This is a genomic window from Stenotrophomonas geniculata ATCC 19374 = JCM 13324 (assembly GCF_001431625.1).
Taxonomy (GTDB): domain Bacteria; phylum Pseudomonadota; class Gammaproteobacteria; order Xanthomonadales; family Xanthomonadaceae; genus Stenotrophomonas; species Stenotrophomonas geniculata.
Genome location: NZ_LLXT01000094.1, coordinates 23,064 through 47,200, shown reverse-complemented (window position 1 = coordinate 47,200; position 24,137 = coordinate 23,064). Strand labels below are relative to the sequence as shown.

At 67.8% G+C, this 24,137-nt stretch carries 25 protein-coding genes and 1 pseudogene; 17 read left to right on the top strand and 9 right to left on the bottom strand.

Annotated features, from left to right (window positions below; translation table 11 throughout):
• Positions 1-11: 11 nt before the first annotated feature.
• Positions 12-338 (top strand): low molecular weight protein tyrosine phosphatase family protein, encoded by a 327-nt coding sequence (locus tag ARC63_RS08285; RefSeq protein ID WP_057503006.1) that lies wholly within the window; start codon positions 12-14, stop codon positions 336-338.
• A 106-nt stretch (positions 339-444) separates the two neighbouring features.
• Positions 445-999, top strand: a complete 555-nt coding sequence (locus ARC63_RS08280; RefSeq protein WP_057503005.1) for a hypothetical protein — start codon at positions 445-447, stop codon at positions 997-999.
• 88 nt (positions 1,000-1,087) lie between these two features.
• Here the strand turns inward: ARC63_RS08280 and ARC63_RS23500 are convergent, their stop codons facing one another.
• On the bottom strand, positions 1,088-1,234 hold the full coding sequence (locus ARC63_RS23500) for a hypothetical protein (RefSeq protein ID WP_019337920.1): 147 nt from the start codon (positions 1,232-1,234) through the stop codon (positions 1,088-1,090).
• A 183-nt stretch (positions 1,235-1,417) separates the two neighbouring features.
• On the opposite strand from ARC63_RS23500, the gene ARC63_RS08275 reads away from it, so the two are divergent.
• Positions 1,418-1,864: a universal stress protein gene (locus tag ARC63_RS08275; RefSeq protein ID WP_005411629.1), complete on the top strand. Its 447-nt coding sequence runs from the start codon at positions 1,418-1,420 to the stop codon at positions 1,862-1,864.
• A gap of 134 nt (positions 1,865-1,998) precedes the next feature.
• On the opposite strand, the gene ARC63_RS08270 is transcribed toward ARC63_RS08275, so the two are convergent.
• Positions 1,999-2,283, bottom strand: a complete 285-nt coding sequence (locus ARC63_RS08270) for a DUF2782 domain-containing protein (RefSeq protein ID WP_005411628.1) — start codon at positions 2,281-2,283, stop codon at positions 1,999-2,001.
• A 98-nt stretch (positions 2,284-2,381) separates the two neighbouring features.
• Between ARC63_RS08270 and polA the strand changes: the two genes are divergently transcribed.
• Both polA and ARC63_RS08260 read left to right on the top strand, forming a co-directional pair.
• Positions 2,382-5,156: a DNA polymerase I gene (gene polA / locus ARC63_RS08265; RefSeq protein ID WP_057503004.1), complete on the top strand. Its 2,775-nt coding sequence runs from the start codon at positions 2,382-2,384 to the stop codon at positions 5,154-5,156.
• Between the two features lie 328 nt (positions 5,157-5,484).
• Positions 5,485-5,964 carry a DUF421 domain-containing protein gene (locus ARC63_RS08260; RefSeq protein WP_010482347.1) on the top strand — a complete coding sequence of 160 codons (480 nt, stop codon included), beginning with the start codon at positions 5,485-5,487 and terminating at the stop codon, positions 5,962-5,964.
• Positions 5,965-6,042: 78 nt separating this feature from the next.
• On the opposite strand, the gene ARC63_RS08255 is transcribed toward ARC63_RS08260, so the two are convergent.
• From ARC63_RS08255 to ARC63_RS08225, 7 genes and pseudogenes are all read right to left on the bottom strand, one after another.
• Positions 6,043-7,464: a hypothetical protein gene (locus tag ARC63_RS08255; RefSeq protein ID WP_231298604.1), complete on the bottom strand. Its 1,422-nt coding sequence runs from the start codon at positions 7,462-7,464 to the stop codon at positions 6,043-6,045.
• A 194-nt stretch (positions 7,465-7,658) separates the two neighbouring features.
• Entirely contained in the window at positions 7,659-8,555 is an 897-nt protein-coding gene (gene hemF / locus ARC63_RS08250; RefSeq protein ID WP_010482345.1) for an oxygen-dependent coproporphyrinogen oxidase, read from the bottom strand.
• 54 nt (positions 8,556-8,609) lie between these two features.
• On the bottom strand, positions 8,610-10,226 hold the full coding sequence (locus ARC63_RS08245; RefSeq protein ID WP_057503003.1) for a hypothetical protein: 1,617 nt from the start codon (positions 10,224-10,226) through the stop codon (positions 8,610-8,612).
• Between the two features lie 37 nt (positions 10,227-10,263).
• Positions 10,264-11,382: pseudogene (locus ARC63_RS23845) on the bottom strand (hypothetical protein).
• Positions 11,383-11,414: 32 nt separating this feature from the next.
• Entirely contained in the window at positions 11,415-11,975 is a 561-nt protein-coding gene (locus tag ARC63_RS08235; RefSeq protein ID WP_019661728.1) for a hypothetical protein, read from the bottom strand.
• A 30-nt stretch (positions 11,976-12,005) separates the two neighbouring features.
• Positions 12,006-12,425, bottom strand: coding sequence for an NUDIX hydrolase (locus tag ARC63_RS08230; protein WP_057503002.1), 420 nt, complete (start codon positions 12,423-12,425; stop codon positions 12,006-12,008).
• Positions 12,422-14,791 carry a S9 family peptidase gene (locus ARC63_RS08225; RefSeq protein ID WP_057503001.1) on the bottom strand — a complete coding sequence of 790 codons (2,370 nt, stop codon included), beginning with the start codon at positions 14,789-14,791 and terminating at the stop codon, positions 12,422-12,424. The genes ARC63_RS08230 and ARC63_RS08225 overlap by 4 nt, the downstream gene beginning before the upstream one ends.
• 167 nt (positions 14,792-14,958) lie before the next feature.
• On the opposite strand from ARC63_RS08225, the gene ARC63_RS08220 reads away from it, so the two are divergent.
• The 12 genes from ARC63_RS08220 to ARC63_RS08165 all read left to right on the top strand — a co-directional run bounded on the left by ARC63_RS08220 (position 14,959) and on the right by ARC63_RS08165 (position 24,136).
• Positions 14,959-15,288, top strand: a complete 330-nt coding sequence (locus ARC63_RS08220) for a hypothetical protein (RefSeq protein WP_010482336.1) — start codon at positions 14,959-14,961, stop codon at positions 15,286-15,288.
• A 37-nt stretch (positions 15,289-15,325) separates the two neighbouring features.
• Entirely contained in the window at positions 15,326-15,979 is a 654-nt protein-coding gene (locus tag ARC63_RS08215; protein WP_057503000.1) for an RNA polymerase sigma factor, read from the top strand.
• Complete coding sequence (locus tag ARC63_RS08210) at positions 15,976-16,191, top strand: hypothetical protein (RefSeq protein ID WP_057502999.1); 216 nt, start codon at positions 15,976-15,978, stop codon at positions 16,189-16,191. The genes ARC63_RS08215 and ARC63_RS08210 overlap by 4 nt, the downstream gene beginning before the upstream one ends.
• A 250-nt stretch (positions 16,192-16,441) precedes the next feature.
• Complete coding sequence (locus tag ARC63_RS08205) at positions 16,442-17,839, top strand: cytochrome ubiquinol oxidase subunit I (RefSeq protein ID WP_049413148.1); 1,398 nt, start codon at positions 16,442-16,444, stop codon at positions 17,837-17,839.
• Position 17,840: 1 nt separating this feature from the next.
• Entirely contained in the window at positions 17,841-18,854 is a 1,014-nt protein-coding gene (gene cydB, locus ARC63_RS08200; protein ID WP_049454168.1) for a cytochrome d ubiquinol oxidase subunit II, read from the top strand.
• A 217-nt stretch (positions 18,855-19,071) separates the two neighbouring features.
• Complete coding sequence (locus ARC63_RS08195) at positions 19,072-19,815, top strand: beta-ketoacyl synthase chain length factor (protein ID WP_049435994.1); 744 nt, start codon at positions 19,072-19,074, stop codon at positions 19,813-19,815.
• Positions 19,808-20,605 (top strand): lysophospholipid acyltransferase family protein, encoded by a 798-nt coding sequence (locus tag ARC63_RS08190; protein ID WP_010482327.1) that lies wholly within the window; start codon positions 19,808-19,810, stop codon positions 20,603-20,605. The genes ARC63_RS08195 and ARC63_RS08190 overlap by 8 nt, the downstream gene beginning before the upstream one ends.
• Positions 20,592-20,849: a phosphopantetheine-binding protein gene (locus ARC63_RS08185; RefSeq protein WP_005411610.1), complete on the top strand. Its 258-nt coding sequence runs from the start codon at positions 20,592-20,594 to the stop codon at positions 20,847-20,849. Before ARC63_RS08190 ends, ARC63_RS08185 begins: the two co-directional genes overlap by 14 nt.
• Positions 20,850-20,866: 17 nt before the next feature.
• Complete coding sequence (locus tag ARC63_RS08180; protein ID WP_006402206.1) at positions 20,867-21,124, top strand: acyl carrier protein; 258 nt, start codon at positions 20,867-20,869, stop codon at positions 21,122-21,124.
• Between the two features lie 22 nt (positions 21,125-21,146).
• Positions 21,147-21,698 carry a COG4648 family protein gene (locus ARC63_RS08175; protein WP_010482325.1) on the top strand — a complete coding sequence of 184 codons (552 nt, stop codon included), beginning with the start codon at positions 21,147-21,149 and terminating at the stop codon, positions 21,696-21,698.
• Positions 21,691-23,376 carry an ApeI family dehydratase gene (locus ARC63_RS08170; RefSeq protein WP_057502998.1) on the top strand — a complete coding sequence of 562 codons (1,686 nt, stop codon included), beginning with the start codon at positions 21,691-21,693 and terminating at the stop codon, positions 23,374-23,376. The genes ARC63_RS08175 and ARC63_RS08170 overlap by 8 nt, the downstream gene beginning before the upstream one ends.
• Entirely contained in the window at positions 23,366-24,136 is a 771-nt protein-coding gene (locus tag ARC63_RS08165; RefSeq protein WP_043399560.1) for a glycosyltransferase family 2 protein, read from the top strand. The genes ARC63_RS08170 and ARC63_RS08165 overlap by 11 nt, the downstream gene beginning before the upstream one ends.
• Position 24,137: the final 1 nt, after the last annotated feature.

The window sequence follows — 24,137 nt, the reverse complement described above, 5'->3', positions numbered from 1 at the left end:
GGTGAGTACGCATGACCCGCAACGTGCTCTTCCTCTGCAGCCAGAACCGCCTGCGCAGCCCGACGGCCGAGCAGGTATTCGCCGATTGGCCGGGCATCGAGACCGCCTCGGCCGGGCTGCTGGCCGACGCCGAGGAGGTGCTCAGCCCCGAGCTGCTGCAGTGGGCCGATATCGTGTTCGTGATGGAACGCGCCCACCGCAATCGGCTGTCCAGCCGCTACAAGGCGTGGATGAACGGCAAGCGGGTGATCTGCCTGGATATTCCCGATGACTACGAGTACATGGCCCCGGTGCTGGTGGAGTTGCTGAAGCGCAAGGTGACGCCGTTCCTGCGCTGACGGGCTGTTGTAGAGCCGAGCCCATGCTCGGCTGCTTCTGGCGCGAAAAGCAGCCGAGCATGGGCCTGGCTCTACAATAGGCGGCACTTCTTCCAGGAACGCCCCCATGACCGAACCCACGCTGCGCGTCACCGTGAAGTTGAACGCCCGGCTGCAGCCGGAGCATCGCCACGAGCTGTTCGAGGATCCGCTTGACGCGTTGCTGCAGGCGGCCCAGGTGGGCGAGCTGACGGGCGGCGGCACTGCGATGTCCGATCTGGGTGAGGTCGAATACGGCGACATCGAAGTGGCGCTGGTCGATGCGAGTGGCGTGCCGAAGCTGATCGACCTGCTGGAGCAGTTGGGTGCACCGAAGGGCTCGAAGATCCACGGCGCGGGCGAGGCCGACCGCAGCTTCGGCGTGACCGAGGGCCTCGGCATCTACCTGGATGGCCTGAATCTGCCAGACGAAGTCTACGAACAGTGCGATTCCAACCACGTGTTCGAACAACTGTCGGAGAACATCGACGGCCTGGGCGAGATCTGCAGCTGGTGGCAGGGCCCGACCGAAACCGCGCTGTACATGTATGGCGAATCGTTCGAGGCGATGCGTGATGCGATTGCCGAATTCGTGGCCAGCTATCCGCTGTGCCAGAACGCACGCGTGGTGCAGATCGCCTGAGGGTGGGCCTGATGTAGAGCCGAGCCCATGCTCGGCTGCTTTTCCCGCCAGTAGCAGCCGAGCATGGGCTCGGCTCTACAGAAGCCGGCTATCGGCCGGCCGACTGCCGGGCGTTGTCGCGCTGGGCAAGATCTTTGCCCAGGTAATAACCGCCGCAGAACAGCACGAAGGCGGCGATGAGGCTGCACAGGATGACCCTGAGCGGGGAGCGTGATGTCGGTTTGCCGTCCTGCATGCGGGTTCTCCCAAGGCGGCGCGGCACCGCCTACCCAGCTTGCGCCGCAGTGATCGGGTACGCAAGCGGACGGTGCGCACACGCCGCTGCGCGGCGCCGGATTGATCCTGCTCAAGGCGCAGCCTGCACATCCGGTGTGTAATGGTGTCGTTCCCATCTGGCAGATCGCCACGGAGCCCCACCATGTACAAGCGCATCCTGATTGCCACCGACGGGTCCGAGCTGGCCGACAAGGGCCTGGCCAAGGGCTTGGAGCTGGCCAAGGACCTCAATGCCGAGGTCGATATCGTGACTGTGTCCGAGCCGTGGGCCGTCGGCATGTACGACGCCATGGGCTGGAGCGTGGGCTACATGAACAGCCCGGAGTACAAGGCCGACCGCGAGGAAGGCGCGCAGAAGGTGCTGCAGCCGGCGCTGGCCAAGGCCGCCGAGCAGGGCATTACCGCCAACCCGGTGCATGTGCTGGACCGCTACGCGGCCGACGGCATCATCGAGACGGCGGGCGAGCGCAACAGTGATTTGATCGTGATGACCTCGCATGGCCGCCGTGGCGTGACCCGCGTGCTGCTGGGCAGCCAGACCGCTGAGGTGCTGGCACGCAGCACGTTGCCGGTGCTGGTCATCCGCTGATTCAAGCGTTCCCGGGGAGGGGACCCGACGCCGGCCGCAGGATGCGCGCCGGCGTTGTTTTTTGTGGGGGGGCCGGGGGTGAATCCACGCATGGCGTGGATCCACTGGATCGCAGGGATCCGACCCCGGTCAGATCACCAGCTGTACAGCTTCCAGTACACCGGCGACACGCCATCCTTGTCGTTGTCGAAACGGCCGTCGCCGTTCTTGTCGTACATGTAGAACGGGGCACCGCGCGACGGGGTCACCTTGACCATGCGCAGCTGGCCGGACACGCGGTATTCCTCGATGACATCGCCGTTGTCCATGGTGCGCTTGGATACATCCGCGCCCTTGACGTCCACCGGGGGAGCGCCCGCACCACCCATGCTGGCGCAGCCAGCGAGCAGGAGCAGGGAAGCCAGCATCAGGGTCTTCATCGGCGGGGGCCTTTGCCTGGAAAGAGCCTTGATTATGCCCCATCGCCGGGCGCCTGCCGTGTCGCCGCGATGCAGGCACGGGCGCGTAGAATCGACCCATGAGCAGATTAGTCCTGATCGACGGGTCCAGTTACCTGTACCGCGCGTTCCACGCGCTGCCGCCCCTGTCCAATGCACAGGGTGAACCCACCGGCGCGCTGTTCGGCGTGGTCAACATGCTGCGCTCGACGCTGAAGGAACGCCCGGCCTACGTGGCGTTCGTGGTCGATGCGCCCGGCAAGACCTTCCGCGATGACCTCTACGACCAGTACAAGGCCAACCGCCCGCCGATGCCCGATGAGCTGCGCAGCCAGGTCGAGCCGATGTGCCGCATCGTCGAAGCGCTGGGCATCAGCATCCTGCGCATTCCCGGCGTGGAAGCCGACGATGTGATCGGCACGCTGGCCCTGCAGGGCGTGGCGCAGGACCTGAAGGTGACCATCTCCACCGGCGACAAGGACTTTGCCCAGCTGGTGCGCCCGGGCATCGAGCTGGTCAACACCATGACCGGCAGCCGCATGGATTCGGACGCGGCGGTGATGGAGAAGTTCGGCGTGCGCGCCGACCAGATCATCGACCTGCTGGCGCTGATGGGCGATACCGTCGACAACGTGCCGGGCGTAGAGAAGTGCGGGCCGAAGACCGCCGCCAAGTGGCTGGCCGAGTATCAGCACCTGGATGGGGTGATGGCGGCCGCGCCGACCATGAAGGGCAAGATCGGCGAGAACCTGCGGGCGGCGCTGGAGCGGCTGCCGCTGAACCGCGAGCTGGTGACCATCCGCACCGACGTGGAGCTGGACGCCAGCCCGACCATGCTGGCCCTGCGCGAGCAGGACGTGCCGGAGTTGACCGAGCTGTATGCGCGCTACGGCTTCACCCAGGCGCTGAAGGAGCTGGGTGCACCGCTGCCGGCGCCGACGGCCGCCAGCGAAGCAACGCCGAGCCTGCGCGGTACGGCAGCAGGCTTTGCCCGCGGCAGCGCCGAGGCACCGGCAGCGGGCACGCTGGATCCGGCGCTGGCCGCGCCAGGTGAATACGAGACCGTGCTGACCGCCGAGCAGCTGCAGGCCTGGGTCGAGCGCCTGCAGCAGGCGGACCTGATCAGCTTCGATACCGAAACCGATGCGCTGGACGCGATGCGTGCGCGCCTGGTCGGCGTCAGTCTGGCGGTCGAGCCGGGCAAGGCCGCCTACATTCCGGTCGGCCACGATTACCCGGGTGCGCCGGCCCAGCTGCCGATGCAGCAGGTGCTGGATGCGCTGCGCCCGATGCTGCAGGACCCGGCGAAGAAGAAGCTGGGCCAGCACGGCAAGTACGACCTGCACGTGCTGCGCCGTCACGGCGTGGACGTGCAGGGCTACCACGACGACACCATGCTCGAGAGCTTCGTGCTCAATTCCACCGCCACCCGCCACGACATGGATTCGCTGGCCCTGCGCTATCTGGGCTACAGCACCATCAAGTTCGAGGACGTGGCCGGCAAGGGCGCCAAGCAGATTCCGTTCTCGCAGGTGGGCATCGACGAAGCCAGCCGCTATGCGGCCGAGGACGCCGACATCACCTTGCGCCTGCACCGCGCGCTGCAGCCGCAGCTGCTGGCCGAACCGGCACTGGACAGCGTGTACCGCGACATCGAGATGCCGCTGGTGCCGGTGCTGACCAGCATCGAAGCCAACGGCGTGCGGGTCGACACCGACGAACTGCGCCGGCAGAGCCAGGACCTGTCCTCGCGCATGCTGGCGGCGCAGCAGAAGGCCACCGAACTGGCTGGGCGCAGCTTCAACCTGGATTCGCCCAAGCAGCTGCAGGCGGTGCTGTTCGACGAGCTGAAGCTGCCGGCGGTGGTGAAGACCCCGAAGGGCCAGCCCAGCACCAATGAAGAGGCACTGGAGGCGATTGCCGACCAGCACGAGCTGCCGCGCGTGATCCTGGAGTACCGCGGGCTGGCCAAGCTGCGCAGCACCTACACCGACAAGCTGCCGGAGATGGTCAACCCGGACACCGGCCGCGTGCATACCAGCTACCACCAGTCCGGCGCCGCCACCGGCCGCCTGTCCTCGTCGGACCCCAACCTGCAGAACATCCCGATCCGCACCGAAGATGGCCGCCGCATCCGCCGCGCGTTCATCGCCCCGGAGGGCTTCCAGCTGCTGGCCGCCGACTACTCGCAGATCGAGCTGCGGATCATGGCCCACCTGTCCGAGGACCCGGGTCTGGTGCGTGCCTTCGAGCAGGGCGCCGACGTGCACCGTGCCACCGCCGCCGAGGTGTTCGGGCGTACGCTGGAAGAGGTGACCCCGAACGAGCGCCGCGCTGCCAAGGCGATCAACTTCGGCCTGATGTACGGCATGAGCGCCTTCGGCCTGGCCCGCAACCTGGGCATCGACCGCGGCCAGGCGCAGGACTACGTGGCGCTGTACTTCAGCCGCTACCCGGGCGTGCGTGACTTCATGGAGCGGATGCGCCAGCAGGCCCGCGACCAGGGCTATGTGGAGACCCTGTTCGGTCGCCGCCTGTACCTGAACGACATCCACGCCCGCAACCAGGGCCTGCGTGCCGGTGCCGAGCGCGCGGCGATCAACGCGCCGATGCAGGGCACCGCCGCCGACATCATCAAGCGCGCGATGGTGGACGTGGACCAGTGGCTGCGCGACAGCGGCGCACCGGCACGGATGATCCTGCAGGTGCATGATGAACTGGTGTTCGAAACCGAAAGCAGTTTCGTTGAAGACTTGCGTTTGCAGGTGGTGGAGCGCATGTCGCAAGCGGCCAAACTGCGCGTGCCGCTGGTGGTCGATACCGGCATCGGCAACAACTGGGACGAAGCACACTGAGGGTGTTTCAGGCCGAAAACGACGTGAATTCGTTCATTCGTCAGAGGTTTCTGACTCGATCATGAATGTTGCCCTGATCGAGGTTCATTAAATTGGGCCCCTTCACGAACCGTTAGTGTTCGGAGTGCTTCTATAACTCTCGACAGGCGCAACGCCTGTTGTGGATCTCTCCCATCCCCTGGAGCAGATCTCGGAACGGGGACTCCTCCCCAAGTGCCCGTTCCCCGGCCCCGTTGACCTCCCCCTGGTCAGCGGGGCTTTTTATTTGCGCCGTTGCCAGACGCCATGGCCTGCGCCACGCTGGGCCACCGCTCCGCAGGGGAAGACCATGCCCGACCTGTTCGCACTGGCAATGCCGTGGTGGGAGTTCATCCTGCGCGCGGTGGTGGTCTATGTCGTGGTGCTGGGCATGGTCCGGCTTGGCGGCAAGCGGGCTCTAGGGCAGATCACGCCGTTCGACGTGCTGTTGATCGTGCTGCTGGGCAATGCGGTGCAGAACGCGCTGCTGGGCACCGATACCTCGCTGGGTGGTGGCCTGCTGCTGGCCGCAACCCTGATCCTGCTCAACTATGGGGTAGGCTGGGTGAGTACCCGCAGCCGGCGGATCGAGCGCCTGGTTGAAGGAGAACCCGTGGTGATCGCGCGTGATGGGCGCCTGTTCGACGCCGTTCTGCGTCGCGAGCAGGTCACCCGTGCCGATTTCGAGGCCGCCATGCGCCAGCAGGGCGGCCTGGGCGTGAAGGATGTCGAGCTGGCCCTGCTGGAAATCAACGGGCACATCACCATCATTCCGAGGAAGAGCACCTGACCTTGTAGAGCTGGGCCCATGCTCGGCTGCCTTGCGTCCGGAGCCGAGCATGGGCTCGGCTCTACAGGTGCATGAGCCTCAGGACGCGGCTTCGGCCTTCAGTGCCGGCCAGTTGCGGGTGGCGTCCACATCACAGGCCACGTGCGCGCCTTTGCCATCCTTCGCGCAGATCGCAGCCATGGCTTGCGGGATCTTCGGGTCTGCGGTGTGCGAATACACCGCTGCCAATGCCAGGCACCCTTCGCGCACGCCCGCGCCGCACAGCGTCTCGAAGTAGGGCAGCGACGCGGCCCATTTTTCGGACTCGAACAGCGCTTCGCCGGCCACCTTGCAGCCGAGCAGCTTGCCATCGGTGCAGCAGGCCTTTGCGCCGTCCTTGCGTGCCAGGGTCGGGCAATCCAGCGGCAGCGGGATCTCCACGAAGGCCACCGGCGGCGTGCAGGTGGCATTGCCTGTGGCGGGCTTGCGCTCGTAATAGGCGAAGCGGTTGCCGCCGTCGACGCTGGCCAGGTTTCCGTTCTTCAGCGGCTGCAGAACGAAGTCGCTGCCGACATCGCGACGGATGAAGATACGGCCGTCCTGCAGGCGCGCGCGCATGCGCTGGTCGCGACCCTCGGCCTCAACCAGGCCGCCATCAAGGAAGCGCAGCTGCGAGAGCACGCCGTATTCGGCTTCAAAGCTGCCACAGGGCAGTGCGGTGGCCGGCACCGGGGCCAGTGCAGCGGCCGGTGCGGTGGCCAGGCTGGCAAGTGCCTTGGCGCGGCCGCAGGCCACGCCGTCCGCGCGCTGCGCGCACGACAGCTGCAGGGCTTCGTGGGCCTGTGAAAGGCGTCCACCACTCCACAGCACCTCGGCAACGTCGGCGCAGAAGGTCTCGCCGTGCTGCTGCCGGCACAATGCGGCCAGCTCATCGAGCTGCGCCGACGGCAACGCAGGGTCGACCGCATGCTGCAGCCCGAGCAGGGACTTGCCGATCATCTCCAGCCCGATCACCTCGGCGATCGCCCGGCAGCCCTCGGCGTTGAAGGATGCGGAATCCTCCTTGCAGATCTCCGGTTTCGGCGGCTCGGCTCGTGCAGGCGCGGGGACTGCGTCCTTGGCCTGCTGCTGGTAGGTTTCCAGCAACTGCACGCAGGCCGCGCCCACGCCTTCGGCGCACCAGGCGTGCAGCTTCGGCGGTGCGGCCTCGGGCAACGCCTCCAGGTAGTCCGAGGTATTCATCACGCAGCCGCCCTCGATCGGTTCCGGCATCGCCTTGCAGGCCGCGGAGCGCTGGCGGGTGAACTCGCCATAGGGAGTGACGATGTTGCGGTCGTCGTTCTCGAAGAACCAGTTTTCCAGGCGGCCGGTGCTCAGGTTGCCGGTGCCGAGCACGTCCTGCTCGCGGGCCACGCGCAGTTCTTCGGTGGCCTGGTAGGGACCGGACAGGTGGCCGTGACCCTCGCTCTCGAGGGTCAGCGTGGTGGTGCCGCTGCTGTTGGTGTAAGTACCACAGGCCATTGACTGCGCCGATGCCGGCAGCGCGGCTGAGGCCAGTGCAAGCAACAGCAGGGAGCGCCAGCCCGCAGCGCGGGGGCGAAGGGAAACAGCAGCAGGTATGGGGTCATCCTTGAAAGAAGTGGGGCAGGGCCTGTCCGGTGCGGGGCGCACCGCAGGCGGGGAAGGCGCCACGCGTCAGGCGTGGCGCCGGAAGATCAGAGCCAGTCGCGCGGCACCAGGTAGTCGGCCAGGCGCGCCTCGGCGCTGCCGGCCTCCGGGCTGAAGCCGTATTCCCAGCGCACCCGCGGCGGCAGGCTCATCAGGATGCTCTCGCTGCGGCCACCGCTCTGCAGACCGAACAGCGTGCCGCGGTCATAGACCAGGTTGAATTCCACATAGCGGCCGCGACGGTACAGCTGGAACTCGCGCTCGCGTTCGCCATGCGCGGTGTCCTTGCGTTGCTGCACGATCGGCAGGTAGGCCTGAAGGAAGCCATCGCCGACCGCACGCAGGTAATCGAAATCGCGCTCGAAGTCGCCGTGCAGGTCGTCGAAGAACAGGCCGCCAACGCCACGCGTTTCATTGCGGTGGCGCAGGAAGAAATACTCGTCGCACCAGCGCTTGTGCGCGGCATAGCGTTCCTCGCCGAACGGCGCACACAGGTCGCGTGCGACCCGGTGCCAGTGCTGCACGTCTTCGTCGAACGGATAGAACGGCGTCAGGTCGAAGCCGCCGCCGAACCAGCTGGCCACCACTTCACCGTCGCGTTGCGCCTGGAAGAAGCGCACATTCGCGTGGGTGGTCGGCACGTAGGGGTTGAGCGGGTGGAACACCAGCGACACGCCGGTGGCGCGCCAGGAGGCGCCGGCCAGTTCCGGGCGGTTGGCCGAGGCCGACGGCGGCAGGCGGCTGCCGGCCACGTCGGAGAAGCCGATGCCGGCCTGCTCGAACACCGCACCGTCACGCAGCACGCGGGTACGCCCGCCACCGCCCTCGGCCCGCTGCCACAGGTCTTCCTGGAAGCGGGCCTGGCCATCGACGGCCTCGATCGCCGCACAGATGCGGTCCTGCAGGTCGGTGAGGTAGGCGCGCACGCGCTCGAATTCGTTCATGGCGCGTACTTTACCGCAGGGCCCGCCCGAAGCTGCGGGCAGGCCCTGGCCGGCTCAGCGCTTGCGGTTGGAATTGCGCGGTACCGGAGTGTCGTCCACCGTCGCCTCGTCAACCGCCTTCTGCAGGGCACCGCCCAGCGTGATCAGCTCCCAGTTCTGGGTTTCGAGCACGTCGCAGGCCACATGCAGGCCGCTGCGGTCGGCCTTGCACAGCTGTTCCAGGATTCGACGCGCGTCCACCTCCGCACCGTTGCCTTGTGCGGTGACCAGATTCTCGCAACCCTCGCGGACACCGGCATGGCAGACCGTTGTGTAGTGCTCGACGGCCTGCAGCCAGTGCCCGGACAGCGCAAGACGGTTGCCGAGAATGTTGCAGCCCTGCAGCTTGCCCTGCGCGCAGCAGGCGTCGGCACCGTCCTCGTTGGCCAGCGCCAGCGGGCAATCCTGTGGCAGTGGCAGCACCCTGAACTGCTTCGGCGCACTGCACCGGGTCGGGCCCTCCCCGGTAGGGACGAACACCTGGAAGCGGGTCCAGTTATCCAGGCCCAGCAGCTGCCCGCCGGGCAGCGGGCGCAGCACGAAGTCGCCGTCCCGGTCGTGGCGGATGCGGATGTCGCCCGCTTCGACGCGCGCGCGAAGATGGCTGCTCCAGCCCACACCGACCAGGCCGGCATCGCCGAAATCCAGCGTGTCCATCAGGCCGCCGTCGGACCGGTAACTGCCGCAGGGCAGGACCGTTGCCGGCTGCGGCTGCAACGATGCACCCACCGCCTGCAACGCCGGCAGGCGCTGGCAGGTGGCGGTGTCATTGCCGGGGGGGCAGGCTGCAACCAGGGCCTGCACCGCCTGCTGGGGATCTCCCGCCTCCCAGGACAGCTCAGCCACGCGGATGCAGAAGCCGCCGTGCGCTACCTCGCGGCACAGCCGCAACAACTGTTGCCGCCGCTCGGCCGGAATGATCACCGGCGCGGTCGGCGCTGCCATCGTCACCACGGCTTCGGTCATGGCTGCCGTCATCGCCGCCTTGACCAGCTGCTCCTGCACTGCGGGGGCGGCCTCGAGTGCGGCGGCACACGCCGGGGTTCCCTGTTCGAAGCCACCGTCGTCACAGGCGGCGGGGAGTTTGATGCCGGACAGGGCGGCGTCGAGCGCTGCCTTTGCCAGGGCAGGATCGGCCGCGACCGTGGGTTTGGCGTCCTCGTGCCAACGATCAGCCAGTTGCAGGCACATGCCGGGCACGCCTTCCCGGCACCCTGCCTCCAGCGCGGTCGGGCTCGCTTCACGGCGGTTGTCCAGGCACGCCGCCGCATCGGCCAGGCAGCTGCCTTCAGTCGGCGCGGCGGCTGCGGCGCACTGTGCAGGGGCCTGCAGGATGTAGACCGTGCCATCCACCTCGACCGTCCGGCCACGATCGCGCACCTGCAGCGCGCTGGGCAGGCCGTACTCCAGGTTCACCAGTTGCAGCTTTCCGTCGATCTGCTGGAACGCGACCGGAGAGGGCGCACTGCCGAAGTTTTTCTGCTCGCCGCGGTTTGGCGAGCTGATGCGCAGCGTACCGCTGCCTTCGTCGGCCTTGAACATGCCGCATTGCGGTGACTGTGCGGCGGCCATCGGCGCGGCCAGCAGCAGCGCCCAGGCCAGCCAGCGGCGGCGCGGTGCGGGTGAATGCATGTCGTCTCCTTGACGATCGAACGGAAAACTCCAGGCGCTACGGCGAACCACGGCCCTCGCGCGGGGGCGTGCATTGTGCCGTGCCGGGCACCGGCTGGTAACGCTGATATCCCGTCTGCGCATCCATACCAAGCAGGTCGCCATTGCAGAGCTGACGCAGCACAAGGGCTTCGCCGTTCTGCTGCAGGTGGATCGCGCCGTCATGCAGACGGCCACGCGCGCCATCGCCGAAGTCGAGCCTGTCGATCACGCCACCGTCGGCCTGATAGCGGCCGCACGGCACCCGCTGGGCCGGGACGAGGCGCAGGTCCGTGCCGAGATCGCGCAGCGGTGCGATGCGTTCGCAGGCACTGATGCGGCCTGCATCGCAGACCACCTGCAGGGCCTGCACCGCCAACGCGGGTTCCAGCGCGATCAACTTCTGTTCGGCCACTTCGACGCAGAAGCGACCACTGCGGTGCTGCAGGCACAGCTGCTGCAGACGATCGCGTGCAGCGGCCGGAAGCGGTGAATCCAGTGCGTCTTCGTCTTCCTGTTGCAGGCGTTCAACCACCCGCTACATCGCGGTGGCCAGCGCATCACCGGTCAGCGCCTCGCAGGCCTGCGGGTCATGCTCGGGCGTGTGTTCGCGGCAGGCGGACGGGCGCTCGAAGAGGGCGGCGCCGGTGTCACCAGCGGCTGCGGCATTGCCATCGCGCAGTTGTCGCAACAGCGCCGAGCAGCCCGCGCCAACGCCCTCGCGGCACGCGCGCTGGGCCTGGCCGGGAGAGGCCGTGGGCAGCTGCGCAATGCAGTGGCTGCCGGCGGCGCGACAGCTGCCGTCCATCGTGCTGGGCTCGACGGTGCAGGCACGGGACTGGCGCAGGGTGTAGGTCACCACCCCGTCGTCCTCGATGCGCTGGCCATCGGCACTGATCCGGATCGGCTCCGCCACGCCATCGTCGAGCATGACCAGGCGCGTCTGCGCCGCACTGCGATCAACCCACAGCGGCTGCGGCTCGCTGCCGCCATCGTGGTGGTAGCCGCTGCTGGGGGTGGTGAACACCAGCGCCATGCCGCCATCGGCGCTGCGGTATTCGCCACACTGCAACGCGTCGGCGCCGGCTGGCAGCGCGGCGAACAGCAGCGGTGCGGGGAGAAGAGCCTGCAAGCGCATGCAACGGTCCTTGTCGTGCGGAAAAGGGGGGCTCAGTGGAAACGTGAGCGGATGTCCGGCCGCAGCAGGCGCCAGGCCAGCCAGCCCTGCAGGCCGAGGAACACAAATGACATGGCCACCACGGTCAGCGTGATCAACCAGCGTTTCAGATGGAGTTCCTGCTGCAGGAGGGCGTCGTCGGAGAGAAACGGGATGACGTCACGCATGAACACATCCAACCAGCCGGCGATCGCAAAGTTGGTCACTGCGCTCAGCAGCAGGATCACCACAAAGCTCCACAGGCCCCAGCTGCGCTCGCGCAGCAGGCCCCAGCTGGCCAGGGTCGAGGCCAGGCACAGCAGCGCGACGATCAACGACGCGGCCACCGGATGCGCCAAAAGCCAGATCAGGCTGTGCAGGTGCTGGTCTTGCACTTCCCTCTCAACCAGATGCCAGATCGGAAGGTTGTGCAGCGGCCACAGCAGTAGTCCCTGCATCACGAAGTAGACCGTGAGCAGCAGTGACAGCCAGAACGAGGCCTGTGCGATCGGGCGCACCCAGGCGTGATAGGCCGGCTGGACCAGCGAAGGAATCGGCGGGATCGACATTGACATCCGGTGTCCTTGCAATCGGTGCCCGCGCGGTCAGCGGGCCGTCACCCGGGTGGCGACCGCCGGCAGGATATGGTGTTCGCTCAAGGGTGCCAAGGGCAGGCCATGCGGTGGTTGCAGCGGCACCCAGGCCAGTTCGGCGATCTCGGCGCGCGCCTGCGGCGTGCCGTGCACCTGCACCCACCAGGCCTGTGCCTGTACGCGCTGGCCAGGCTCATTCACCGCCCAGTCCTCGAACGTGCCCAGCGCAGCCGCTGAAGCCGTACGCAACTGCACGCCCAGCTCCTCGTCCAGCTCGCGGGCCAGCGCCTGCAGAGGCGCCTCGCTGGGTTCGGGCTTGCCGCCCGGCTGGATGAAGCGGCTGGCGCCGTGCTTGCGCACCACCAGCGCCTGGCCGCGGTCATCCAGGATGACCGCGGCCACGATCTGGATCGTGGCCGCGGCGTCGCTCACTTCAGGTTCTGCTCGAACAGCTTGAGGATGCGCTTGTACTGGTCCAGCCAGGAGTCGGCGCGCACGTAGCCGTGGCGCTCCAGCGGGTACGGTGCGATCGACCAGTTGTCCTTGTGCAGTTCGATCAGGCGCTGGGTCAGGTTCACCGAGTCCTGGAAGAACACGTTGTCATCCATCATGCCGTGGGCGATCAGCAGGTTGTCCTGCAGGTTCTGCGCGTACTCGATCGGCGAGGACACGCGGTACGCCTCCGGATCGATGTCCGGGGTGTTGAGGATGTTGCTGGTGTAGCCGTGGTTGTACTGGTGCCAGTCCACCACCGGGCGCAGCGCGGCGCCGGCCTTGAAGGTGCCCGGCGAGCGGAACAGCGCCATGAAGGTCATGAAGCCGCCGTAGGAACCGCCGTAGATGCCGGCGTGGTCGCGGTCACCCTGCTGGGTGTCGACCAGCCAGTCCAGGCCGTCCTTGTAGTCTTCCAGTTCGGGGTGGCCCATGTTGCGGTAGATCGCCGTGCGCCAGTCGCGGCCGTAGCCCTCGCTGCCGCGGTAATCCATGTCCAGCACGATGTAGCCCTTCTGCACCAGCAGGTTGTGGAACATCTGCTCGCGGAAGTAGGCCGGGTAGCGCTGGTGCACGTTCTGCAGGTAGCCGGCGCCGTGCACGAACATCACGATCGGGTACTTCTTCCCCGGTTCCTTGTTTTCCGGTTCGTAGTACTTGGCCCAGACCACGCCGGCACCATGCTTGGACGGCACTGCCACCAGCTTCGGCTGGATCCACTGGCGCGCCTTGTAGTCGGCGGTGCGGGTGTCGGTCAGCACGCGTGTCTGGCCACCGGCACTGGGCAGCACGGCCAGCTGCGGCGGCAGGTAGGCGCCGGAGTAGCGCACAAGCAGCTGCTGGCCGTCCGGCGACAGCGAGAAGTCTTCCACGCCGTTGAGGCTGGTCAGCTCGCGCACCTGGCGGCTGCCGGTGTCGACCGCGCAGACTTCGTAGTCATGTGGCGCCTGCTGGTTGCACAGGAAGTAGAAGCCCTTGCCATCGGCCGACGGCACCGGCGCCGAGGTTTCCCACTTGCCGCTGGTCAGCGCCTGCGGCTTTGCGGTACCGGCCTGGGTGTACAGGTGCGAGAAGCCCGATTCCTCCGACAGCAGCCACAGCGTGCGGCCATCGGCCATCCAGCCGAAATCGTTGAAGCCCCAGTTGATCCAGGCGTTGTCGGTCAGGCGGTGGCGGTTCTGCACGCGGCCGTCGGCAGCGTTGACGCTGATGATCCAGCGGTCCTTGTTGTCGTTGGCACGCAGCATCACCGCAGCTTGCTGGCCGTCGGCGCTCCAGCGGATGCCACCGCCCATGAAGTCGCTCATCACTTGCAGGCTGCGCTCGCCCTTCAGCGCGTCCTTGCCGGCCTTGCGGCGCAGCTCGGCCAGCGGATCGGTGCTGATGCCCGGCAGGCCAGCCAGCGAAACCTTCTCGGCCTTGCCGGTGCGCACGTCCACGTACCACAGGGTATGCGGTTCGAAGCCGTTGCGGCCGACGCGGGTGCGGGTGTCTTCGGTTTCCTCGTAGCCCGATTCGGTCACGTATAGCGGCATCTTGCCGCCACGGCCGTCATCGAAGTCCTTCGGCTTGGTCACCACGATCAGGTGGGTCAGGTCCGGCGACAGCACGCTGTCGGCGATCTCCACGTCGGCGCCCAGGTACACCGGGCCCGGCGCGCGGGTCGGGTCGGCCTGGCGCCAGCGCTGGTCCTGGTCCTTCAGTGCTTCGCGCTGGTCACGGTCGCGGCGCAGGGTTTCCAGCGTGCGCAGCTGCTGGTCGCGCAGCACGTCGGCCTTCGGTGCCGTACGCGGATCCTTCTCGGCCTTCAGGCTGGCCACCTGCTGCACGCCGCTGGCGGCGGTCCAGTGGAACCAGTTCTGGCCGACGCGCCAGATCACGCCGTTGTCGGCGGCGAAGTTCACGTTGCCCGCGCGCTCGTTACTGCGGGTCAGCTGGGTCAGCGCGCCGCTGCGCAGGTCGCGCACGAACACATCGCCATTGCGGACGAAGGCGCTGCGGCTGCGGCTGCGGTCGTAGACCGGCTCGGCCACGTCCAGGGTGCCGCGCTGGTCATCGGCCACCTGCGCGGCCACGCCACCGGCCAGCGGCTGGCGGAAGGTATCGCGCACCGGGCTGCCGCTACGCTTGAGCTGGTATTCCACCTGCTGGCTGTTCCACGACCACCAGGCCTTCTCGACCGGCGGACCGATCCAGTCCGGGTCGGCCATGGCCTGTTCGATGGTGATCGGCGTCGGCGCGGCATGCGCAGCCGGTGCGGCCAGCACGGCCGACAGCAGGAGGGACAGGGGCAGCACTCGGGACATGGGCGGACGGCACCAGAAGAGGAAACCGGCCAAGGGTACCAGCCGCCCCGGCCCGGGGCAGGGGCCACAGGTCATGGCAGCGGGATTGGCAAAGTGGTGCAACCGGTTGCCGTGGTCGCGCATCCATTCTCCTGAACCCGCATCATCCACCGAACAGGAGTCCGACCATGCAGGAACTGATCCCGATCACCCTCTTCATCTGCATCGCCTACGCGATCCATGCCATTGCCGATGCCCGCGCCCGCAGCAAGCTGGTGGCTCCGCACGTGCCGGAGGAAGTGATCCGCTCGCTGGCGGTACTGGAAGAAGAACGCCGCCGCCAGGGCGCGCTGCGCTGGGGCATCAGCCTGGTCAGCCTGGCCGTGGCAATGGGCCTGCTGGAGGCGATCGGTGCACGCGAACTGACCTTCGGCGCCGCCGCCGCGATGGTCGGCAGTGCCGGCCTCGGCCAGCTGCTGGCCTGGCACTTCACCCGTCCTGCCGCACGCAAGGGCTGAGCCAGGACATGCCACGGGCACAGGAGGCGCCCCGCGCATGAGCCTGCTCGGCGAAGTGCTGTCGGCACTTCGGGGCCGTCGCCGCCACGATGCAGCGGCGACGGCGGCACCCGCTGCACCGCTGGATGCGGACCAAGCCTTGGTGCGGGCCATCATCGACGGCTCGCAGGCGGCGTTTTCGCAGCTGGTCGAGACCCATCAACGTACCTGCGCGCATGTGATCGGGCGCATGGTGGGCGACCGTGATCAGGTGGCCGACCTGCTGCAGGAAACCTTCCTGGCCGTGTTCCGCCAGCTGCACCGGTTCCGCTTTGAATCCTCGCTGCGCACCTGGGTTTCACGGGTGGCTTACACCACGGCGTTGCAGCACCTGCGCAGGCGACGGCTGGAGGCGCAATGGATGGTGGCGGTGGAAGTACCCGAGGAACTGGGTATTGGCGATGAAGGGCCGGGGCCGGCTGAACTGAGCGAGGCGCTGCAGGCTGGTCGCCATCTTGGCGCGGCGTTGGAACGGCTGAGTGCACCGCAGCGGCTGATCGTCGGCCTGCATTACCTGGAGGATTTCGATCTGGCCGAGATCGAGCAGGTGACTGGACTGGCCCGCGGTACCATCAAGAGCCACCTTCACCGTGCGCGCCAGGTCCTGAAGCAGGAACTGACGCGGCATGCCACCGCCGGAGAACTGCTGTGAACCCACCGACCGACCCTCGCGATGCGGAAAAGCGCGCGCTGGCGCAGGCGTTGCGTGAGCAGGCGCAGCAGGAACAGACACCGGATGTGAGCGAGGCGCTGCAGAAGCGCATCGCCGCTGAGTCGCGTGACAGTGGCGTGGGGTATGTGGTGGTGCAGGTTCTGTTGTTTGGCGCGCTGCTGGCTGCAGCGGGCTGGTATTTCTGGCACTGAGGCGCCTGCCGGGCGATGGGCCGCTCCCATCGCGGTGGGTAGATGCCGGCCGTAATCGGTGCCTGGGTGCGTGTGCTAACCAAGGTTGGCAGCTACCAGAGCGGTCAATCGGTAGCGCTGGGCCATGCTCGGCGGCCTTCACGCCGCCCTGCGACAAAGTGAAGCAGCGCGTCACCCGGTCGCATCCCACCTTAACGAAATTCTCCTAAAGTGGTCCGGTATCCCACCGGTCACAGGCAGGAGGCGTCCCTTGGACGCGTTGTTGTTGTCCCGGATCCAGTTCGGATTCGTCATCAGTTTCCACGTGCTGTTCCCCGCCTTCACCATCGGTACGGCCAGCTGGCTGGCCTTCATCGAATGGCGCTGGCTGCGCACGAAGTTGCCCGTGTGGCGCGAGCTGTATTTCTTCTGGCAGAAGATCTTCGCGGTGTCGTTCGGCATGGGCGTGGTCAGCGGCATCGTCATGGCCTTCCAGTTCGGTACCAACTGGCCGCGGCTGAGCGAGGTGGCTGGCACGGTCATCGGCCCGCTGCTGACCTACGAGGTGCTGACCGCGTTCTTCCTGGAAGCCAGCTTCCTCGGCGTGATGATGTTCGGCTGGGGCCGGGTCTCGCCGCGCCTGCATTTCCTGTCCACCTGCATGGTCGCGCTGGGCACGCTGTTCTCCACGTTCTGGATCCTGTCGTCCAACAGCTGGCTGCATACACCGGCCGGCTACGAGATGGTCAACGGCATCGTGCATCCAGTCGATTGGTGGCAAGTGGTGTTCAACCCCTCGTTCCCCTATCGCCTGGCGCACATGGCGCTGGGCTCGTTCATCACCACCTGTTTCGTGATCGGTGGCGTGGGTGCGTGGTACCTGCGAAAGGGAACGCACGTGGAAGCGGGCCGACGCATGCTGATCGCGGCGGTGGGGTTCGCAGCACTGACCGTGCCGGTGCAGATCTTCGTCGGCGACATGCATGGCCTGAACACGCTCAAGCATCAGCCGATGAAGATCGCGGCGATGGAAGCGCACTGGCATGAAACCAAGGAAGGCGAGGGCGTGCCGCTGGTGGTCTTCGCGCTGCCGAACGAGAAGGAAGAGCGCAACGATTTCGAAGTTGCCATCCCGAAGCTGGGCAGCGTGATCCTCACCCACAGCCTGGACGGCACCTTCGATCCTCTCACCTCGGTACCCGCCAGCGAGCGGCCTCCGGTGACGCCGGTGTTCTTCGCCTTCCGCATCATGGTCGGGCTGGGCACGCTGATGCTGTTGCTGGCCTGGGTGTCGGCCTTCCAGTTGTGGCGGAAGAAACTGCTGGATTCGCCGTGGCTGCTGCGCGGCTGGAACTGGATGCTGCCCAGTGGCTTCATCGCGCTGCTGTCGGGTTGGTTCGTTACCGAGATGGGGCGCCAGCCCTGGGTGGTGTATGGCGTGCTGCGCACCGCTGATGCAGTGGGCCCGCAGAGCGCGTGGATGACCGCGCTGTCGCTGGGCGTCTACGTTGTTGGCTATGCCTTCGTGTTTGGCTGGGGCATCTGGTACCTGGTGAAGATCCTGCGCCATGGGCCGCAGCCGTACGCCGAGGGGCCGTCGCTGGACCACGGCAGCCATACCCCGGCACGCCCGCTGTCGGCCGCCGACGAACCGCTGGAGGAACGCTGACATGGACCTGATGACCTGGCTGCCGGTGGCATGGTTCGCGGTGATCGGCTTCGGCGTGCTGATGTACGTGGTGCTGGACGGCTTCGTGCTCGGCATCGGCATCCTCGCCCCGTTCGCCGAGGACGAGGAACAGCTGGACCTGATGATGAACACCGCCGCGCCGATCTGGGACGGCAACGAGACCTGGCTGGTGCTCGGTGGCGCCGGCCTGCTGGCGGCGTTCCCGAGGGCGTATGCGGTGCTGCTGTCGGCGCTGTACCTGCCGGTGCTGCTGCTGGTGGTGGCGCTGGTGTTCCGTGGCGTGGCGTTCGAGTTCCGCTTCAAGGCGCATCGTTCGCGCCGGCTGTGGAGCGTGGCGTTCGGCCTCGGTTCGCTGCTGGCGACCTTCGCCCAGGGCGTGATCCTCGGCACCCTGGTGCAGGGCATCCCGCTGGTGGACGGTGTCTATCAGGGCGGGCCGTTCGCCTGGTTCAGCCCGTTCGCGATGCTGACCGGCGCCGCGCTGGTCGCCGGCTACGCGCTGCTGGGCAGCACCTGGCTGATCCTGAAGACCGAAGGGCGCGTGCAGGCGCTGGCGCGGCAGCTGACCCGGCCGCTGGTGGTGGCGGTGATCGCGGCGATGGGCCTGGTCAGCAGCTGGCTGCCGTTCCTCGATTCGCGGTTGATGGATCGCTGGTTCAGCGACGGCAACTTCTGGTGGCTGTCGCCGGTGCCGCTGCTGACCCTGGCGGTAGCCGCCGCGCTGTGGCGCAGTGCCACCCACCCGCGCCGTGACCTGCCGCCGTTCCTGCTCAGCCTGGCCCTGTTCGTGCTCGGCTTCCTCGGCCTGGTGCTGGGCATGTGGCCCTACCTTCTGCCGCCGTCGATGACGCTGTGGCAGGCCGCCGCGCCGGCCTCCTCGCTGGGCTTCACCCTGGTCGGGCTGGTCATTCTGCTGCCGGTCATCCTCGGCTACACGGCATGGTCGTACCGGGTATTCCGCGGCAAGGTGCACGCCGACACCGGTTACCACTGATCGATTGAAGACGGGGCCTGCGCTTGCCGGGCCCCGTGTTGGGGAATGTGAAACCTGCACACCCCGCGCGGGACGTGCTAGCGTGCGCTCCTTTCCGGCGGCCAGGGGGGCAGCCGGCGACGTCCTGGACGGACGCACGGCTGCAGGAACGGGGGGCCGCCGCGCGTCGCCGTAATGGCTCGTGCCTATCGTTCTCCCGTTGAAGCACCATCGCCAAATGATCGAATTTTCCATCGTCGACTGGGCCGCCTGGGCGCCCGGCCTGAGTGAGCGCAGCCAGTGGCTGGGCTGGGCCGATGCGCCGTACCTGCCGCATGGCGGGGACACGCCGGCGCTGGCCGAAGTGCCGGCGATGCAGCGCCGTCGCATCGAGCGGCTGGGTCGTATGGCGATCCAGGCCGCGTGCTGGTGCGAGGACGGGCAGGGCGCCGACAGTGACGTGCCGCTGGTGTTCGCCAGCCGCCACGGCGACGTGGCCCGTTCGATGGACCTGCTGGGCGCGCTGGTCGGCGACCAGCCGTTGTCGCCGACCGGATTCGGCCTGTCCGTGCACAACGCGATCGCCGCGCTGTATTCGATCGCCCGCGGCCACCGCGGCAACTACCTGGCGCTGGCGGCGGGCCAGGCCACGGTGGAGACGGCCTGCCTGGAGGCCGTCGGCCTGCTGGCCGATGGCGCCCGCGAGGTACGGGTAGTGGTCTACGAGTCGCCACTTCCTGAAATTTACGCGACGTTCGCCGATGAACCAGACCCGTTCTTTGCCTGGTGCTGGCGTTTGACCGCCCCGGCGGAGGGCCGGCCGACGCTGTCGCTGCAGTGGCAGCCGGCCGACGGCCAGGCCAGCACTGCGCCCGGCCTGCTGCCGCATGCGCTGGACCTGCACCGGTTCCTGTTGTCTGGCGCGCCGGCACTGGAACACGTGGCCCACGGCCAGCGCTGGTGCTGGAGCCGCCGTGGCTGAGCTGCTGCGCCGCCTCGACCATGCCTGGCGTGTGTTTGGCACCGGCCTCAGCTTCGTCGCGTTTGGCCTGGGCGGGCTGCTGCTCGGCGTTCTGGTGATGCCGGTACTGCTGCTGATGCGTGACCCGGTGGCGCGCCGCCGCCGCGCCCGGCGCGTGGTCCAGGTCGCGTTCGCCAGCCACCTGCGGCTGATGCGCGGGCTGGGGGTGATGACCTACGAGATCGAGGGCGGTGAGCGCCTGCAGCGCGACGGCCTGCTGGTGCTGGCCAACCACCCCACCCTGATCGACGTGGTCTGCCTGATCTCGCTGCTTCCCAACGCCGACTGCGTGGTCAAGCGGGCCGTGGCCTGCAACCCGTTCATGCGCGGTCCGGTACGGGCCGCCGGCTACATCGCCAATGACGATGGTGCCGGCCTGGTCGATGACTGTGTGGCCGCAGTGCGCGCTGGAGGCACCCTGGTCATCTTCCCGGAGGGCACCCGCAGCGTGCCCGGACAGCCGCCGCGGCTGCAGCGGGGCGCGGCCAACATCGCCGTGCGCGGCCGCTTGGACATCACCCCGGTGCGGATCACCTGCAGCCCGCCAACGCTGACCAAGGGGCAGAAGTGGTATCGTGTCCCCTCACGTCGCTTTCACGTTCGGCTGCAGATCGGCGAAGATATCCCGATCGCGCCATTTCTGGCCGAAGACGACTCGCCAAGGGGGGATGCCTTGGCAGCCCGTCGCGTCACCGAGCACCTTTCTCGCTATTTCGACCTGTCTGGAGATCCGAACCGTGCAAGCACTTGAGCACGAGATCAAGGAATTGATCATTTCCTCCCTTTCGCTGGAGGACATCACGCCGGAGGACATCGATCCGACCGCGCCGCTGTTCGTCGAGGGCCTTGGCCTGGATTCGATCGACGCGCTGGAGCTGGGCCTGGCGCTGCAGAAGAAGTACGGTGTGAGCCTCTCGGCCGATTCGGAAGAAACCCGTCGCCATTTCTCCAGCGTGCGCGCGCTCGGCGAGTTCGTCGCCGCCCGCCAGTCGTAACGGTGCCAGGACCTGCCATGACCAAGAATGAACTGTTCGAACGCATCGTCAGCATCCTGACCGACAGCTTCGAGATCGAAACCGCCCGGATCACGCCCGAGGCCCGCCTGTACGACGACCTGGACATCGACAGCATCGATGCGGTGGACCTGATCGTGCAGCTCAAGCCGCTGCTCGGCCGCAATCTGCAGCCGGAAGCGTTCAAGGCCGTGCGTACCGTGCAGGACATCGTTGATGTGGTGCACAGGCTGCTGCCGGACCAGGCAGCCGCCTGACCGCAGCGCCGACGGCTCCACCATGGCACGCGCACGCACGGTCGTGGTGGCTGCGATCTCGCTGGCCTACCCGGTACTGGTGTACCTGGCGATGGGCCGTTTCGAGCCACGCTGGCTGTCGCTGCTGCTGTTCACCCTGGCCCTGCTGCGCGCGCTGAGTACGCGCCAGCCGCTGTGGTGGGCCGCGGCCGCGGGCACCGGCCTGCTGGCGGTGCTGGCCACGGTACTCAACCAGGCCCTGCCGCTGAAGCTGTACCCGGCGCTGGTCAATGCAGTGATGCTGGCGGTGTTTGGCACCAGCCTGCGTTTCGGCCCGCCGCTGGTGGAACGCCTGGCACGGCTGCAGGAACCGGACCTGCCAGCGTTCGCAGTGGCCTATACCCGCCGCGTCACCCAGGTGTGGTGTGGCTTCTTCGTTCTCAACGGCAGCCTGGCCCTGCTGACCGCGCTGTACGCGTCGGACCGGGTCTGGATGCTCTACAACGGATTGTTGGCGTACGTGATGATGGGCGTGTTGTTCGCAGGTGAGTGGCTGGTGCGGCGGCGGGTGAAGGCGGCGCACGCGCATGGCTGAGTGGATTGCCCTGGACCGGCTGCTGCTGGAGGCGCGGCCGCAGCGCAATGTTGGCGTCTGCGATGGCGAGGTGATCGACCACGCTCGCTTCCGCCAGCGCGTGCTGGCCTGGCGCGCGGCCTTTGCGGCCGCCGAAGGCCGTGACTGGGCCCTGTATTTCGACGATGCCGTGGCCTTTGCTGCGGCGCTGTTCGGCGCCTGGCATGCCGGCAAGCGGGTGTTCCTGGCCGCCGACAACCTGCCGGCCACGCTGCAGGCGCTGCAGCCGCAGGTGAGCGGTTTCGCAGGCGACGTGTCCGCCGATTACCGCCCGCTGGCGGCGCTGGACGCCGCGCTGGACGACGAACTGCAGGCGCTGGACGAGCGCGCCTGCGAACTGTGCGTGTTCACCTCCGGCAGCACCGGCCAGCCGAGCGCGATCAGCAAGCGCATGGACCAGCTGGCGCGCGAGGTGGATGCGCTGCAGGCCGCGTTCGGCGCGCAGCTGGAAGGCGTGCAGGTGCATGGCACGGTGTCCCACCAGCACATCTACGGCCTGCTGTTCCGCGTGCTGTGGCCACTGGCCGCCGGCCGCCTGATCCATCCACGCCGGTTCTTCCATGAAGACCTGGTGGGCGCGCTGGCCGGTACCGACACGGTGCTGGTGGCGACCCCGGCTCACCTCAAGCGCCTGCCCGAGCAGCTCGACTGGGCCAGCCTGCATGGCCGCCTGCGTGCGGTGTTCTCCTCCGGTGGCCCACTGCCGGAAGAAGCTGCACGCCAGGTACGGCAGTGGCTGGGCGTGGCACCGACCGAGGTTTACGGCAGCAGCGAGACCGGTGGTATCGCCTGGCGCCGCTGGGACACCGACCTGCCAGCGTGGCAGCCGCTGCCGGGCGTGCAGTGGCGCATCGAGGATGGCTGCCTGGCCGTCGCCTCGGCGCATCTGGAAACCCTCGACTGGTGGCGCACCCAGGACCGCGTGGAAGCCTTGGCCGACGGCCGCTTCCGCCTGCTGGGCCGTGCCGACCGCATCGTCAAGATCGAAGAGCGCCGCGTTTCGCTGGATGCGCTCGAACGCGCGCTGCGCGAAGACGCCGAAGTGGACGACGTGCGCGTGCTGGTCCTGCCCGGCCAGCGCGAGCAGCTGGCGGCCGTGGTGGTGCCGGCCGACCTGGCGCTGCTGGAGGGCGGTGACGCCGCGCGCCGCGCGCTGGGCCAGCGCCTGGGCGCGCGCCTGGCACAGGCACATGACGCGGTCACCCGGCCGCGCCGCTGGCGGCTGGTGCCGACGCTGCCGATCAACGCACAGGGCAAGGTCACCCAGGCGGCGCTGGCAGCGCTGTTCCAGCCACTGATGCCGGTGCCGGTCTGGGACCGCCGCGACGCCGCCAGCGCCACCCTGCGCATGACCCTCGACCCGGCGCTGCGGCCGTTCCAGGGCCACTTCCCGCAGGCGGCGATCCTGCCCGGCGTGGCGCAGCTGGACTGGGCAGTGCGTTTTGGCCGCCAGATGTTCGCGATGCCTGCAGCGTTCCTGCGCATGGATGCGGTGAAGTTCCAGCATGTGGCCCGCCCGGGCGATGAGCTGACCCTGCAGCTGGACTGGGATGCCGCACGCAACGTGCTGGCCTTCCGCTACACCTCCAGCCACGGTGTGCATGCCAGCGGCAAGGTGGTCTTCGCCGATGCGGACTGATCCGGCCGTTGCCAGTGCCGCGTTCGCGCCACTGGTGGTGATCCCCGTCTACGACCACGAGCACGCCATCGCGGCGGTGGTCGACGGCGTGCAGGCCGCCGGCCTGCCGTGCCTGCTGGTCGATGATGGCTCGCATGAGGCGTGCGCGAATGCACTGCGCTCGCTGGCACAGCGCCAGGGCGTCGACCTGCTGCGCCTGGACATCAACCAGGGCAAGGGCGGGGCAATGCTGGCCGGTTTCGCCGAAGCCGGTGCGCGTGGCTACAGCCACGTGCTGCAGATCGATGCCGATGGCCAGCACGACACCGCTGACCTGCCACGCTTCATCGAAGCGGCGCGCGCCCATCCCGAGGCGGTGATCTGCGGCATTCCGGCCTACGACGCCAGTGTTCCGAAGGCGCGCCTGTACGGGCGCTACGCGACCCACATCTGGGTCTGGATCAACACGCTGTCGCTGCACCTGCGCGACACCATGTGCGGCTTCCGCGTGTATCCGCTGCCGGCGGTGCTGCGCCTGATCGATGAAGAGACCATCGGCCGCCGCATGGATTTCGATACCGAGGTGATGGTGCGCCTGTACTGGCGGCAGCTGCCGGTCGAGCACCTGGCCACGCGCGTGACCTATCCCGCCGATGGCGTGTCGCACTTCGATGTGTGGCGCGACAACGTGCGCATCAGCCGCATGCATACCCGCCTGTTCTTCGGCATGCTCTGGCGCGCACCACGCCTGCTGTGGCGCCGCCTGCGGGGGCAGCACTGAG

Coding starts and splice junctions, on each gene's coding strand:
- ARC63_RS08285 (WP_057503006.1), top strand. CDS start 12: ATGACCCGCAACGTGCTCTTCCTCTGCAGCCAGAACCGCCTGCGCAGC.
- ARC63_RS08280 (WP_057503005.1), top strand. CDS start 445: ATGACCGAACCCACGCTGCGCGTCACCGTGAAGTTGAACGCCCGGCTG.
- ARC63_RS23500 (WP_019337920.1), bottom strand. CDS start 1,234: ATGCAGGACGGCAAACCGACATCACGCTCCCCGCTCAGGGTCATCCTG.
- ARC63_RS08275 (WP_005411629.1), top strand. CDS start 1,418: ATGTACAAGCGCATCCTGATTGCCACCGACGGGTCCGAGCTGGCCGAC.
- ARC63_RS08270 (WP_005411628.1), bottom strand. CDS start 2,283: ATGAAGACCCTGATGCTGGCTTCCCTGCTCCTGCTCGCTGGCTGCGCC.
- polA (WP_057503004.1), top strand. CDS start 2,382: ATGAGCAGATTAGTCCTGATCGACGGGTCCAGTTACCTGTACCGCGCG.
- ARC63_RS08260 (WP_010482347.1), top strand. CDS start 5,485: ATGCCCGACCTGTTCGCACTGGCAATGCCGTGGTGGGAGTTCATCCTG.
- ARC63_RS08255 (WP_231298604.1), bottom strand. CDS start 7,464: ATGGCCTGTGGTACTTACACCAACAGCAGCGGCACCACCACGCTGACC.
- hemF (WP_010482345.1), bottom strand. CDS start 8,555: ATGAACGAATTCGAGCGCGTGCGCGCCTACCTCACCGACCTGCAGGAC.
- ARC63_RS08245 (WP_057503003.1), bottom strand. CDS start 10,226: ATGCATTCACCCGCACCGCGCCGCCGCTGGCTGGCCTGGGCGCTGCTG.
- ARC63_RS08235 (WP_019661728.1), bottom strand. CDS start 11,975: ATGTCAATGTCGATCCCGCCGATTCCTTCGCTGGTCCAGCCGGCCTAT.
- ARC63_RS08225 (WP_057503001.1), bottom strand. CDS start 14,791: ATGTCCCGAGTGCTGCCCCTGTCCCTCCTGCTGTCGGCCGTGCTGGCC.
- ARC63_RS08220 (WP_010482336.1), top strand. CDS start 14,959: ATGCAGGAACTGATCCCGATCACCCTCTTCATCTGCATCGCCTACGCG.
- ARC63_RS08215 (WP_057503000.1), top strand. CDS start 15,326: ATGAGCCTGCTCGGCGAAGTGCTGTCGGCACTTCGGGGCCGTCGCCGC.
- cydB (WP_049454168.1), top strand. CDS start 17,841: ATGGACCTGATGACCTGGCTGCCGGTGGCATGGTTCGCGGTGATCGGC.
- ARC63_RS08195 (WP_049435994.1), top strand. CDS start 19,072: ATGATCGAATTTTCCATCGTCGACTGGGCCGCCTGGGCGCCCGGCCTG.
- ARC63_RS08180 (WP_006402206.1), top strand. CDS start 20,867: ATGACCAAGAATGAACTGTTCGAACGCATCGTCAGCATCCTGACCGAC.
- ARC63_RS08175 (WP_010482325.1), top strand. CDS start 21,147: ATGGCACGCGCACGCACGGTCGTGGTGGCTGCGATCTCGCTGGCCTAC.
- ARC63_RS08170 (WP_057502998.1), top strand. CDS start 21,691: ATGGCTGAGTGGATTGCCCTGGACCGGCTGCTGCTGGAGGCGCGGCCG.
- ARC63_RS08165 (WP_043399560.1), top strand. CDS start 23,366: ATGCGGACTGATCCGGCCGTTGCCAGTGCCGCGTTCGCGCCACTGGTG.